A 13329-nucleotide genomic window follows, 5' to 3' on the forward strand; every position below is an offset into this window, starting at 1 on the left:
CGCTCAGTCCTTCTTGAGCTTGAGCTGCGCCAGCACGGCGAAGGGCGAATCGGCCTTCGGACCGGACTGGTATTCGCGCGGCGCCCGGTCGCCCTCGCGGTCCCGGTCGCGGCGCGGCCCGTCAAAGCGCGGACGATCGGGGCGCGGACCACGGTCGTCGCGGCGCCCTTCGCGCGGCGGCCCCTCGGGCCGCGGCCCGTCCTGGCGCGGCCGGTCGAAGCGCGGGCGATCGGGCCGCGGGCCGCGGTCCTCGCGCCGCGGCGGCGCGCCTTCCTGAGGCGCGGCCTCCGGGCGCGGGCCGTCCTGGCGGGGCCGATCGGGGCGCGGTCCCTCGCGCCGCGGATCGCGGCGCGGGCCGCGCTCCGGCCGCGGGCCGCGCAGCTCGCGCGGGATCGGCGGGCCAAACATCACCGCCGGATCCCAGCGCGGCGCATCCTGGCGCGGCGCATCCTGGCGCGGCTGCTGCGGCGCGCGCTCCGGCTGAGGCGGGCGGCGCGGCGGGCGCTCCGCCCGCAGCGTGCCGATGCGGGCAGGCAGCGGCGGGCCGAACTGCCCTTCCTCGAGCGGCACGGAGGGGATCAGCCGGAAGCCCATCGCCTCCAGCACCATCCCGAGCGTGTCGCCCTTCAGCCCCAGGCGCGAGGCGAGCCCCTCCGGCAGCGGCGCGGGCGCGCGGCGCGTCAGATGGCCGAGCTCGCCCGCCACCCGCTCCACCACATCCAGGCGCAGCAGCACATGGCCGGCCTGCAGCCAGCCGATGAACGGCGCGAAGCCGGGCGGCCAGCTCTCCGGCGGGCGCGGCGCCTGCGGGTCCTCCGGCGGCGGCTGCGGGATTTCGGGCAGCGTCACGGAGACGAGCCCCGGATTGGGCAGCGCCGGCGTCGGCAGGTGGTGGCGCAGCGCCCAGAGCTGCGCGCGCAGCGCCATAGCGCGCGGCTTCAGCACCTCCGGCACGTAGAGCGCGTAGCGCCCGGCGCGGATGCCAATGGTCTTGAGCCGCGTCCGCAGCTCGGCCGGCACGTCGCGCTCGGTGGCGCCGGGCACCAGGCCCATGCCTTCGCGCAGGCGGAAGGCCGGGCCACGCAGCGTGTTGTCCTCGGCGGCCTTCGCCTCGATCGCGCCGAGGGTGCCGAGTTCCTTCTTCACCAGACCGTCGAGCCAGCCGGCGATGCGCGCGCGCACCCGCTCCCGCTGGGCGTTGTCCAGGAACTCGCTGGCGACCGGGTCCACATGCGGCTTCAAGGGCTCGGGCCCGGGGCGCAGCCGCGCCACCTCGGCGCCGTCCCACAGCACGCGATGCTGCGGCGTGAGGGTGAAGGCCTCGTCCTTCGCCACTTCCAGCGAGGCGAGGCGGCGCGGCATCTCCTCCCGCAGGGCGCGCCGGGCGGCGCGCAGCACGAGGCGCTTCTCCTCGGCCTCGGTCGCCGCCGGGTCGGGCTCGAAGTGGAAGCCCTTCACGCGGCCGACCGTGTGGCCTTCCACCACGACCTCGCCCTGGCGGGTGACGGCGGAGAGCAGCTCCTTCTCGGCATCGTCGAGGCTGCGGATCAGATGCGCCGCGCGACGGTCCACGAAGCGCGCCAGCAGGCGTTCATGCAGCGCGTCGGAGACGTTGTCCTCGGCCTTGCGCGCCTCCGCCTGGTGTGTCGCGGCATCGTCCATCCAGTCGGCGCGCGCGGCGACATAGGACCAGACGCGGATATTCGCGAGCCGCGCCATCAGCGTGTCGAGGTCGCCCTCGGTGTTGTCGAGGCCGGCGATGGAACCCGCCACCCATTCCTGCGGCAGCCGGCCTTCCTTGGCGAGATGCCCGAAGATCTTGCCGCAGAGGCGCGTGTGGCTGTCGTCCGCGATCTTGCGGAAATCCGGCACCTGGCAGGCTTCCCAGAGCAGCCGAACGCGGGCGCGGCCCTGCGCCAAGTCGCGGATCTCGGCCTCGCGCGAGAGGGCGTGCAGGGTGATGTGGTCCACCGCGTCGTTGCCCTTGGACAGGCCCGCGGCGGGCGGCGGCGCGGCGAGGGAGGCGAGCAGCGCATCCACGCTCGCGAAGTCGAGGTCGGAATTGCGCCAGGCGAGCTGCGCCAGCGGCTCGAAGGCGTGGTTCTCGATCTGCTTCGCCATCTCGTCGGGGATGGGCGGCGAATCCGCGGTGGTGCCGAAGGTGCCGTCGCGCATGCCGCGGCCGGCGCGGCCGGCGATCTGCGCGGCTTCCTGCGCCGTCAGGTCGCGCAGCGCGTGGCCGTCGAACTTGCGCAGGGACGCGAAGGCGACATGGTCCACATCCATGTTGAGGCCCATGCCGATCGCATCCGTCGCGACCAGGAAATCCACCTCGCGGTTCTGGTAGAGCGCGACCTGCGCATTGCGCGTGCGCGGCGAGAGCCGGCCCATCACCACGGCGCAGCCGCCGCGGCGCCGTCGCACCGCCTCGGCGATGGCGTAGACCTCGGTGGCGCTGAAGGCGACGATGGCGGAGCGCGCGGGCAGGCGCGTCAGCTTCTGCTGGCCCGCATGGGTCAGCTGCGACAGGCGCGGCCGCGTCTCGATCTCGGCCTGCGGCACCAGGCGCTGCAGCAGCGGGCGGATCGTCTCGGCGCCCAGGAACATGGTCTCGACCATGCCGCGCGCGTTGAGCAGGCGGTCGGTGAAGATGTGACCGCGATCGGCGTCGGCGCAAAGCTGGATCTCGTCCACCGCCACGAACTCCGCCCGGCGGTCGAGCGGCATCGCCTCCACCGTGCAGGCGAACCACCTGGCCTCGGGCGGGACGATCTTCTCCTCGCCGGTGATCAGCGCGACATGCTTCTCGCCCTTCACCGCGACCATGCGGTCGTAGTTCTCGCGCGCGAGCAGGCGCAGCGGGAAGCCGATGATGCCGGAGGCATGCGCCAGCATGCGCGTGATGGCGAGGTGCGTCTTGCCGGTGTTGGTGGGGCCGAGCACGGCCCGCACCCGCGCGGGGAACATCGATCGGTCGGACATCGTGAGGCGTTGCGTGGTCCGTCGGGGGTGGCGACGCGTCGCACGGCAGGGCCGCCTTGGCAACCTCGGGCCCGGCGGGCAGCCTGCGCGCGGTGAGCGCCCCCCGCCGACATGCCCTGCTCTTCGCCGCGCAGTTCTTCGCCTTCGGCGTGATCCTGCCCTTCCTGCCGGCGGTGTTGGCGGCACGCGGGATGACCGCGACGGAGGTCGCCCTGGCGCTGGCCATCGGCTCCGCGCTCCGGCTCGTGGCGGGGCCGATGGGGGGGCGGCTGGCCGATGCGCTGGGCGGGCCACGCATCGTGCTTGCCCTCGGCGCGGCGGCGGCGGCGCTGGCCGCGCTCGGTTTCCTCGCCGCTTCCGGCTTCGCGCTGCTGCTGCTGGCCTATGCGGCGATGAGCGTCGCCATGGCGCCGATCGTGCCGCTGACCGATGCCGCGACGGTCGCCGCGGCGCGCCGAGAGGGGTTCGACTATGGCCGCGTCCGCTCGGCCGGCTCCGTCGCCTTCATCCTGGCGGCGCTGGCGGCCGGGCAGGCGGTGGCGCTACTCGGGACCGATGCGGCAACGCTGATGATCGCCGCGGGGCTGGCCGCGACGGCGCTCGCCGCGCTGGCCCTGCCGGCCGGGCCGGCGCCGCCGGCCGGCGCGCGCGGCGGGCTGGCCGGGTTCCTGGCGCCGCTGGCGATCCCGGGCTTCCGGCGCCTGGTGCTGGTTTCCGCCCTGATCCAGGGCAGCCATGCCTTCTACTACGCGTTCGGCACGCTGACCTGGCAGGCGGCGGGGCTGGGCGAGGGGCTGATCGGCGCGCTCTGGGCCATCGGCGTCATCGCCGAGATCCTGCTGTTCTTCTGGGGCCGCGGGGTCGTGCAGCGGCTCGGGCCGATGGGGCTTTCGCTGGTCGCGGCGGGGGCGGGGCTGCTGCGCTGGGCTGCGACGGCGTTCACGACCGACCCGCTGCTGCTGTTTCCGCTGCAGGTCCTGCACGCGGGCAGCTTCGGGGCGCAGCACCTGGCGGCGATGATGGTGCTGGGGCGCATCGTCCCGGCACAGCAGGCGGGCACGGCGCAGACGCTGCATGCGGCGCTCGGCGTCGGCCTTCCGATGGGCGTGCTGACGCTCGCCTGCGGCCCGCTCTTCGCCAGCTTCGGCGGGGGCGGCTACCTGGTGATGGCGCTGCTCTGCGCCGCCGCGATCCCGGCGAGCCTCGCCCTCGGCGCCGCACTCAGGCGCTGACCGGCGCGGCGTCCCGCCACGCCTGGCCGTCCCAGACGCGGGAAGCGACCTCGACGCTTCCGGCCGTCACGGTGATGCGATGCCAGGCATTCGGCCTGCCGCGCAGCCGGTGGGAGGTGGCGGTCGCACCCTGCACCAGCAGGATCCGGGTGCCGGCCGCCTGCGCCACGTCGGGCAGGTGCAGGTGGCCGCTGAGCACCATCCCCACCCGCTGCCGCGCGAAGGCCGCCAGCGCGCGGGCGGCGCCGCCGACCAGCGGCGCCCGCGGGCTGTCGGCGGGCGCGGCGAAGGGATGATGGGCGAGGACGATGCGGAAGAGCTGCGGCGGCTGTGCCCCCAGCCGCGCCTCCAGCCGCGCGAGCCGGCCGCTGCCGACGCGCCCGCGTTCCCAGGCGAAGTCGAAGCCGCCGCGCCGCGCGGTGTTCAGCCCGACCACGGCCACGCAGTCGTCGCGCCAGTCGGGCTCCGTCTCCGGCCCGATGAACTGGCGCCAGCGACGCCAGGGATTGGCGAAGCGCTCCAGCAGCTCGAAGCTTGGCATGTCGTGGTTGCCCGGCACCGCCAGCCAGGGCGCGGGCAGGCTGCGCAGGAAGGCGGCGGCCGCGAGGTATTCGCGCGTGCGGGCGCGCTGCGTCAAGTCGCCGGAGATGGCGACGAGGTCGGGCTTCGCGGCGGCGACATCGGCCAGGATTGCGGCGACCACCGCCGGGTCCTCGGCGCCGAAATGCAGGTCGGAGAGGTGGGCGATGACCGTCACGGCGCCCCTCCCGGCACGATCACGCGCAAGGCGAGCGGGCGGATTCGGAATGTCAGCGGCGTCGTGAGCACCAGCGCCTCCCCATCCGCCATGACGCGCAGCGCGGTGCGCGGCGAGCGGATCGCCACCTCGCGCGCCGCGCGCTCATGCACGAGGCTCGTGCCGCGCCAGGTGCCAAACAGCATGCCGAAGAGCAGCCGCACCCACCACCAGAGGCCGTAGCGGCGCGCGACATAGAGGGTGAGCTCGCCGGCATCCAGGCCGGTGCGCGCCATGACCAGACCGAAGCCCTCCGCGTAGCGGTTGCTGGCCACGGCGAGCGCGCGCGTCCAGAGCCGCACCGGCCGCCTTCCGTCGAGTGCCACGGAAAGGCGCATCGGCCGGTGGCGCCATTCCGCCCGCAGCCCCGCCAGCGCGAAGGCGAAGCGCGTGCGGAGCGAGGCGCGGCCGCGATGCCGCTCCCGATGCCGCCCGAGCCAGGACGGCGAGCCGATCAGCGCGTTGCACAGGAAGACATGGCCGTTCACCTCCGCCACGTCGATGCGGCGGATCGTGCCGCGCGCCAGCGCCGTGGCGGCCTCGTGCAGCTCGAGCGGGATGCCGAGGTCGCGCGCCAGCATGTTCATGGTGCCGAGCGGCAGGATGCCGAGCGCGGTGCCGGTGCCCGCCAGCCGCGCAGCGGCGGCGGCGATGGTCCCGTCGCCGCCGCCGACCACCACCGCCTCGGCGCCGTGCGCGACGGCGCTTTCGAGCCGGGCGGCGAGGCCCTCGTCCCGGTCGGGCACCAGCAGGGCCTCGAGCCCGGCATCGGCGAGCAGGCGCGCGACCTCCGCCTCGGCTTCCTCGCGGCCGAGCAGGGAGCCGGCCGAGCGGTTGAGGACGACGGCGACACGCACAGGGCCGCAACGGCTCTGCGCCGCGATGGTTCAGCGGCGCAGGCGCTCGGCGAGGTCGGCCAGGTGGGCAAGCCCGGCCAGCGCCAGCCCGAGCGCGACCAGCGACCAATGCGCACCGGACAGCGCCGCCTGGATCGCCAGCACGAAGCCCGCGCCGGGCAGCACGAGCAGCAGCGCGGAGCGCGGCGGCAGGCCGCCCCGGCCGCGCCGGTGCCGCGCCACGAGAACAACGAACTCGGTCGCCAGGACGGCGAGCAGAAGCGCGGCGATCCAACCCTCGGCGAAGACGCTGGCCATGGGACCTTCCGACATGGTCCGCCCAGCATGGAGGCGGGCCGGCGAAAGCAGAAGGGCGCGGCCCTCGCGGACCGCGCCCTCGCTCAACACCCGGTCCGGCGGGCGTTACGCCGCCTTGGCCATCCCGCGCAGCACGTAGTGCAGGATGCCGCCGTTCTTGTAGTACTCGACCTCATCCGCCGTATCCACGCGGCAGAGCAGCGTCGTCTCGGTCTTCGACCCGTCGGCGCGGGTGATGACCATCTTCACCTCCATGCGCGGCTTCAGCGCCTCCAGGCCGAGCAGGTCGATCGTCTCGTCGCCCTTGAGGCCGAGCGTCTTGCGGTCCTCGCCTTCCTTGAAGGTGAGCGGCAGCACGCCCATGCCGACCAGGTTGGAGCGATGGATGCGCTCGAAGCTCTCGGCGATCACCGCCTTCACGCCCAGCAGGAAGGTGCCCTTCGCCGCCCAGTCGCGGGAGGATCCGGTGCCGTATTCCTTCCCGCCGAACACCACCAGCGGCACGCCCTCGGCCTTGTACTTCATCGCCACGTCGTAGATCGGCGCCTGCTCGCCCGAGGGGTAGTGCTTGCTCATGCCGCCCTCGATGCCGGGCAGCATCTCGTTGCGGATGCGGCTGTTGGCGAAGGTGCCGCGCATCATCACCTGGTGGTTGCCGCGGCGCGCGCCGTAGCTGTTGAAGTCCGCCTGCCGCACCTGGTGCTCCAGCAGATACTCGCCGGCCGGCGAGACCTTCCGGATCGAGCCGGCGGGCGAGATGTGGTCGGTGGTGATGCTGTCGGCCAGCACCGCCAGCACGCGCGCCCCGTGGACGGAGGCGATCGGCTTCACCTCCATCGTCATGCCCTCGAAATAGGGCGGGTTCTGGACGTAGGTGGAGCCCGAGTTCCAGCGATAGGTGTCGCTGTCGGCGTCCACGCGGATCGCCTGCCACTGCGCCGGGCCCTTGAAGACGTCGCCGTAGCGCGTCTGGAACATCTGGCGCGTCAGCACGGCGTGGACGGTGTCGTTCACCTCCTGCTGCGTCGGCCAGATGTCCTTGAGGAACACCGGCTTGCCGTCGCTGCCGGTGCCGATCGGGTCGGTCGTCAGGTTCAGCTTCACCGTGCCGGCCAGCGCATAGGCGACGACCAGCGGCGGCGAGGCGAGGTAGTTCGCGCGCACATTCTGGTGCACGCGGCCTTCGAAGTTGCGGTTGCCCGACAGCACGCTGGCGACGACCAGCTTGTTGTTCTCGACCGCGTCCACGATCGGGTCGGCGAGCGGGCCGCTGTTGCCGATGCAGGTGGTGCAGCCATAGCCCACCGTCTGGAAGCCGAGCGCGTCGAGATCCGCCTGAAGGCCCGACTTCGTCAGGTAGTCGGTCACCACCTGCGACCCGGGCGCGAGCGAGGTCTTCACCCAGGGCTTCGGCTTCAGCCCCTTGGCGCGCGCCTTCTTCGCCACAAGCCCGGCGGCGACCAGCACATAGGGGTTGGAGGTGTTGGTGCAGCTGGTGATCGCGGCGATCACCACATCGCCATGGCCGAGATCATAGTTGGCACCTTCCACCGGCACGCGCAGGTCGGCCTTGTCGCCCGGCACGCCCATGACGCCGGCGGCGAGATCCTTGCTGAAGGATGCGCCGACACTGCCGAGCGCCACCCGGTCCTGCGGCCGCTTCGGCCCCGCGAGCGAGGGCTCCACCGTCGACAGGTCGAGCTCGAGCGTGTCGGTGAAGACCGGGTCGGGCGTCGAGGCGTCGTGCCACATGCCCTGCGCCTTGCAATACGCCTCGGCCAGCGCGATGCGGTGCTCGTCGCGCCCCGACAGGCGCAGGTAGTCCAGCGTGGTCTTGTCCACGGGGAAGAAGCCGCAGGTCGCGCCGTATTCGGGCGCCATGTTGCCGATCGTGGCCCGGTCCGCGAGCGGCAGGTCCGCGAGGCCGGGGCCATAGAACTCCACGAATTTCCCGACCACGCCCTTCTTGCGCAGCATCTGCGTGACCGTCAGCACCAGGTCGGTCGCGGTGACGCCTTCCTTGAGGCGACCGGACAGCTTGAAGCCGATCACGTCGGGGATGAGCATGGCGATGGGCTGGCCGAGCATCGCGGCCTCCGCCTCGATGCCGCCGACGCCCCAACCCAGCACGCCGAGGCCGTTCACCATCGTGGTGTGGCTGTCCGTGCCGTAGCAGCTGTCCGGGAAGGCGTAGGAATCGGGGCCGTCCTGCGACGTCCAGACCACCTGCGCCAGGTATTCCAGGTTCACCTGGTGGCAGATGCCGGTGCCCGGCGGCACCACGCGGAAATTCGCGAAGCCGCTCTGGCCCCAGCGCAGGAACTCGTAGCGCTCGCCGTTGCGCTCGAACTCGATGTCCACATTCTTCTTGAGCGCGTCGGCCGTGCCGGAGACGTCCACCATCACCGAGTGGTCGATGACGAGGTCCACCGGGACCAGCGGGTTCACCTTGCGCGGGTCGCCGCCGAGCTTCGCCAGCGCATCGCGCATCGCGGCGAGGTCCACCACCGCGGGGACGCCGGTGAAGTCCTGCAGCAGGATGCGGGCGGGGCGGAACGGCACTTCCTTGGTGGAGCGGCCTTCCTTCGCCCATTCGGCGATCGCCTTGGCGTCGTCCACCGTGTAGCTGCGCCCGTCCTCGAAGCGCAGCACGTTCTCCAGCAGCACCTTGAGGCTGAAGGGCAGGCGCGTGATGTCGCCGATCTGCTTCGCCGCCTCGGGCAGGCTGAAGTAATGGTATTCCTTGCCGCCGACATTCAGCGTGCGGCGCGTCTTCAGGCTGTCCTGCCCGATCATGCGCATGGTCCGGTATCCCCGTGTCGCCCAAGGGGCGCTTGTTTGGCGCCACGGCCGGATGCGCCCCGGGCTTGCCGGGTGCCTTCCGCCGACCCTGGCGCGATGCTCCGCCCCGGGCGCTTTCGCACCCGCAGCACGCGGCTTAAACCACACCATCACGGGGCAGGCCAGTGGCGCACCGGCATGGATTCGGTGCGGAGGGAGGACGGATGCTGGAGGCGGAGGAGCTGGCCTGCTGGCGGGGGGAGCGGGCGGTCTTCGCCGGCCTGTCCTTCCGGCTCGCCCCGGGCGGCGCCCTGCTGCTGACCGGGGCGAACGGCGCGGGCAAGTCCTCGCTGCTGCGGCTGCTGGCGGGGCTGATCCCGGCCGCCGAGGGCCGGCTGCTCTGGAACGGTGCCGATGCCTTCGCCGACCGCCTCGCCCATGCAAGGCGGCTGCGCTACCTGAGCCACGCCGATGCCCTGAAGCCCTCCCTGACCGCCCGGGAGAATCTTTTTTTCTTTTCAAGGCTCTGGGGTGGGGAGGTGGAGCCTGCCCTCGCGGCGCTCGGCCTTGCGGAATTGGGCGACCTGCCGGCCCGCGTGCTGTCCTCCGGCCAGAAGCGGCGGCTGGCGCTGGCCCGGCTGGCCCTGGCGCCGGCCGATCTCTGGCTGCTCGACGAGCCGACGGTCGGGCTGGATGCGGCTTCCGTGGAGCGGCTGGGCGCGCTGCTGGCTCGGCATCGCGGGGCGGGGGGCATGGTGATCGCCGCGACCCACCTGCCCCTGCCGATGCCGGACGCCGCGGAGTTCCGCCTGTGAGCGCCTTCCTCGCCGTCTTCCGGCGCGAGGTGCAGCTCGCGCTCCGCCACCCGGCGGACACCCTCGCCGCCGTGCTGTTCTTCGTCCTCGTCTGCGCCCTGTTTCCCTTCGGCGTCGGGCCGGCGCCGGAGACGCTGGCGCGCATCGCGCCGGGCGCACTGCTGGCCGCCGCGTTGCTCGCCGCCTTGCTGCCGCTCGATCGCCTGTTCGGCGCCGAGGCCGAGGACGGCTCGCTCGAGCAGCTCCTGCTGTCCGGCCTGCCGCCCGCCGCCTTGGCCATGGCCAAGGCGCTCGGCCATTGGGTGACCACGGGCCTGCCGCTGCTGGCCGCCACGCCGATGGCCGCGGCGATGCTCAACCTGCCGACCGAGGCCTGGGGTGCTGCGGTGATCGCGCTGGCGCTGGCGACCGCGATCCTGTCGCTGTTTGGCACGGCGGGCGCGGCGCTGACGCTCGGCGCGCGGCGCGGCGGCGTGCTGCTGCCGCTGCTGGTGCTGCCGCTGGCGATCCCCGCCGTGATCTTCGGCGCGGCGGGGATCGAGGCGGCGGCGGCCGGGCTCGAGCCGCGCCCCTACCTGCTGCTGCTGGGCGCGCTGCTGGCGCTGGCGCTGCCGATGGCGCCGCTCGCGGCGGGGGCGGCGCTCAGGGCGGAGTGAGGGAGCAGGCCAGATCAGCCGCTGTCCGTCCAGACGGTGCGGTGCTTTGTCCATCACCGACGGCACGGCCAGGCGGCGCGCATGGCGTCTTGTGCCAGAACGAGAAAATTTTCGTGCAGGCGAGCGGGGCGATCATCGATGTATCTTGCGACCACACGAATCATCTGTCCGAGCGTAGCCTCCGGCGGGTAGCAGACCCCCGTCGCGAAGACTGCCACGCCTTCAACCTTGCCCACACAAAGGCCGCGTTGATATGCGGTGCTTAGGTCGCCACTCCTCGCGATGAAATCGTGGCAGCCAGCCATGATGAAGTTGGCAGATCCCGGGTCCAACCCAGCCGCCGCCGGTGACTGATTTTGTACTTGGATGGGAGGCGATGGCTGCGTCTTTCCATCGGTGCACGCGGCATTCACCAGCGTGGCCATCAGCACCGGCAGGACCCAACGCATCTCCGCTCCCCAAGGCCACCCAGCAGATCATCCTAGACCCGAAAAGAAAAGCCCGGAAGACGATGTCTTCCGGGCAAGTCAAACAGGGAGGCTTCACGTCTGGGAGACGAAGGGGTTCGGGAAGTGACCCGAATGACCCTGATCCGACGTCGCCGCCGGAACACCGAAAAGATATGCTGCTTCGCCGCATGCGCGATTGGAGAAAACGCGCGGGCGGGCATGCGCCTACGGCATGAGTCAGCAGGATTTCGCCACCGCGACGCCTTATTGAGCCTGACCGGCCCGCGGGACTCCGAGGCATCACCGCCTGCAAGGCATGAATCGCCCGCAGGCGATCACATCACTGTGCGGCGATCCGCCCCGGCGCCGCCAGTTCCGCGACGAGGAAGTCGCGGAACACCGCCACCCGCTTGGAGTGCCGCAGCTCCTCCGGATAGACGAAATAGGCCTCGATCCGGGGCGCCTTCAGCTCCGGCAGCACCTGCACCAGCCCCTCCAGCTCCTCGCCCATGTAGTCGGGCAGCGCGGCGAGGCCGAGGCCGCTGCGAACCGCCTGCAGGATGCCGGGCAGCGAGTTCAGCTCCAGCACCGCGCGGCGCGGCGCGCCGGGGCGCCGGCCGGCCTCCGCCAGCCAGTTCACGCTCTCGATCGGGGGACGGTAGTCGCCATAGACGATCATGCGGTGGGCATCGAGGTCCTCGGCCCGCTGCGGCATGCCGAAGCGCTTGAGGTAGTCGGGCGCGCCGCAGACCCGCCAGTTGAAGCTGCCGAGATTGCGCTGGATCAGGTCCGGCTGCCGCGGCGGATGCATGCGGATCGCCACATCGGCCTCGCGCATCGCCAGGTCGAGATCGGCGTCGTCGAGCAGCACGGTCAGCGAGACATCCGGGTGCAGCTGCAGGAAGCGGTGCAGTCGCGGTGCCAGCCAGACGCTGCCAAAGCCGGTGGTGGTGGTGACCTTGAGCCGGCCGGTGGGCTTCTCCCGGCTTTCCGTCAGCAGCGCCTCGGTCATCGCGAGCTTGGCGAAGACCTCGCGCACGGCGCGGTTCAGCGTCTCGCCCTGCTCGGTCAGGATCAGGCCGCGGGCGTGCCGGTGGAACAGCGGCACCTGCAGCGCTTCCTCCAGCGCCTGGATCTGCCGCGACACGGCGGACTGGCTGAGGTTCAGCGTCTCGCCCGCATGGGTGAAGGATCCCGCCTCGGCGACGGCGTGGAACACACGCAGCTTGTCCCAGTCCAGCGGCATCCCCGCGGCGTCTCCCTGCAGGCGTGGCCCTTGAAGCGTTCCCCATCCGCGGCGGCGGAACGGGGCGACGGGCCCGCCAAGGCTTCTCCCGAGTCGTCAGGCTGCCATGAGCGGCGGCAGCCTGGATAGAGACGATCGCACGCGGAACGCCGCGCGCGTCGCCGGTCCTTCAGTAGGCGGCGGCCGCCGGCGCGTCGGCCGGCGCATGGGCGAGGAACTTCTCCGCCTCCAGCGCCGCCATGCAGCCCGTGCCCGCGGCCGTCACCGCCTGGCGGTAGATGCGGTCCTGCACGTCGCCGGCGGCGAAGACGCCGGGCACCGAGGTGCGGGTGGTGCCAGGCTCCGTCAGGATGTAGCCCTCCGCATCCATCGCCACCTGGCCCTTGAACAGCGCGGTGGCCGGATCGTGGCCGATCGCGACGAAGACGCCGTGCACGGGCAGCTCGGATCGCGCATCGGTCTTGACGTTGCGCAGCGCCAGCGCGCGCGCCACCGGCACGCGGCCGGAAGTATCGGCCAGCACCGCCTCCACCACGCTGTCCCAGACGACCGAGACATTCTCCTTCGCGAAGAGGCGCTGCTGCAGGATCTTCTCCGACCGCAGCTCCCCGCGCCGGTGCACCAGCGTCACGTGGCGCGCGAGGTTGGAGAGATACAGCGCCTCCTCCGTCGCGGAATTGCCGCCGCCGATCACGGCAACGTCCTTGCCGCGGAAGAAGAACCCGTCGCAGGTGGCGCAGGCGGAGACACCGAAGCCCGAGAGCTCCTTTTCGCCCGGAATGCCGAGCCAGCGGGCCTGGGCGCCGGTGGCGATCACCACCGCCTCGGCCTCGTAGGTGTCGCCGGAATCGCCGGTGGCGCGGAACGGTCGGCGGCCGAGCTCGACCGCCGTGATCACGTCCTGCACGACCGTGGCGCCGACATGCTCGGCCTGGGCCTGCATCTGCTCCATCAGCCAGGGGCCCTGGATGGCCTCCGCGAAGCCCGGATAGTTCTCGACATCGGTGGTGATGGTGAGTTGCCCGCCCGGCTGCAGCCCGGCGACCACCAGCGGCGCCAGGCCGGCGCGGGCGGCGTAGATGGCGGCCGTATAGCCCGCGGGGCCTGCGCCGATGACGAGGAGCCTGGTGCGGCGGTGTTCTGGCACGGTTCGCGCTTCCGGATCGGGTGCGCTGCACCATATCGTCCAGTCGCGACGCTTGCTCAACCGGTTCCGCG

11 protein-coding genes are annotated in these 13329 nt (G+C 72.3%); 3 read left to right on the forward strand and 8 right to left on the reverse strand.

Translation table 11 applies throughout. The features are described 5' to 3' along the window. Positions 1-3: 3 nt before the first annotated feature. On the reverse strand, positions 4-2982 hold the full coding sequence (locus DFH01_RS01955) for a helicase-related protein (RefSeq protein ID WP_233255923.1): 2979 nt from the start codon (positions 2980-2982) through the stop codon (positions 4-6). Positions 2983-3074: 92 nt separating this feature from the next. Here DFH01_RS01955 and DFH01_RS01960 point away from each other — a divergent pair, with 92 nt between their 5' ends. Beyond that, the gene (locus DFH01_RS01960) at positions 3075-4214 is read left to right on the forward strand and encodes an MFS transporter (protein WP_158287578.1); all 1140 of its coding nucleotides are present in this window, start codon (positions 3075-3077) and stop codon (positions 4212-4214) included. Here the strand turns inward: DFH01_RS01960 and DFH01_RS01965 are convergent. The 4 genes from DFH01_RS01965 to acnA all read right to left on the reverse strand — a co-directional run bounded on the left by DFH01_RS01965 (position 4204) and on the right by acnA (position 8966). Then, positions 4204-4971: a metallophosphoesterase family protein gene (locus tag DFH01_RS01965; protein ID WP_109868714.1), complete on the reverse strand. Its 768-nt coding sequence runs from the start codon at positions 4969-4971 to the stop codon at positions 4204-4206. The genes DFH01_RS01960 and DFH01_RS01965 overlap by 11 nt on opposite strands. Beyond that, positions 4968-5867 (reverse strand): diacylglycerol/lipid kinase family protein, encoded by a 900-nt coding sequence (locus DFH01_RS01970; protein WP_109868715.1) that lies wholly within the window; start codon positions 5865-5867, stop codon positions 4968-4970. Before DFH01_RS01970 ends, DFH01_RS01965 begins: the two co-directional genes overlap by 4 nt. A gap of 30 nt (positions 5868-5897) precedes the next feature. After that, positions 5898-6179, reverse strand: coding sequence for a hypothetical protein (locus DFH01_RS01975; protein ID WP_199231103.1), 282 nt, complete (start codon positions 6177-6179; stop codon positions 5898-5900). Between the two features lie 90 nt (positions 6180-6269). Further along, the gene (gene acnA, locus DFH01_RS01980; protein WP_109868717.1) at positions 6270-8966 is read right to left on the reverse strand and encodes an aconitate hydratase AcnA; all 2697 of its coding nucleotides are present in this window, start codon (positions 8964-8966) and stop codon (positions 6270-6272) included. A gap of 203 nt (positions 8967-9169) precedes the next feature. On the opposite strand from acnA, the gene ccmA reads away from it, so the two are divergent. Beyond that, the gene (ccmA, locus tag DFH01_RS28400; RefSeq protein WP_199231104.1) at positions 9170-9760 is read left to right on the forward strand and encodes a heme ABC exporter ATP-binding protein CcmA; all 591 of its coding nucleotides are present in this window, start codon (positions 9170-9172) and stop codon (positions 9758-9760) included. Further along, positions 9757-10416, forward strand: a complete 660-nt coding sequence (gene ccmB, locus DFH01_RS28405; RefSeq protein ID WP_199231105.1) for a heme exporter protein CcmB — start codon at positions 9757-9759, stop codon at positions 10414-10416. Before ccmA ends, ccmB begins: the two co-directional genes overlap by 4 nt. 53 nt (positions 10417-10469) lie before the next feature. On the opposite strand, the gene DFH01_RS27740 is transcribed toward ccmB, so the two are convergent. The 3 genes from DFH01_RS27740 to trxB all read right to left on the reverse strand — a co-directional run bounded on the left by DFH01_RS27740 (position 10470) and on the right by trxB (position 13258). Then, complete coding sequence (locus DFH01_RS27740; protein ID WP_146216974.1) at positions 10470-10865, reverse strand: Rap1a/Tai family immunity protein; 396 nt, start codon at positions 10863-10865, stop codon at positions 10470-10472. Positions 10866-11205: 340 nt separating this feature from the next. After that, on the reverse strand, positions 11206-12111 hold the full coding sequence (locus tag DFH01_RS01990; RefSeq protein WP_199231106.1) for a LysR family transcriptional regulator: 906 nt from the start codon (positions 12109-12111) through the stop codon (positions 11206-11208). Between the two features lie 169 nt (positions 12112-12280). Beyond that, the gene (trxB, locus tag DFH01_RS01995) at positions 12281-13258 is read right to left on the reverse strand and encodes a thioredoxin-disulfide reductase (RefSeq protein WP_109868718.1); all 978 of its coding nucleotides are present in this window, start codon (positions 13256-13258) and stop codon (positions 12281-12283) included. Between the last annotated feature and the right edge of the window lie 71 nt (positions 13259-13329).

It is taken from the genome of Falsiroseomonas bella (genome assembly GCF_003173615.1).
Classification (GTDB): domain Bacteria; phylum Pseudomonadota; class Alphaproteobacteria; order Acetobacterales; family Acetobacteraceae; genus Falsiroseomonas; species Falsiroseomonas bella.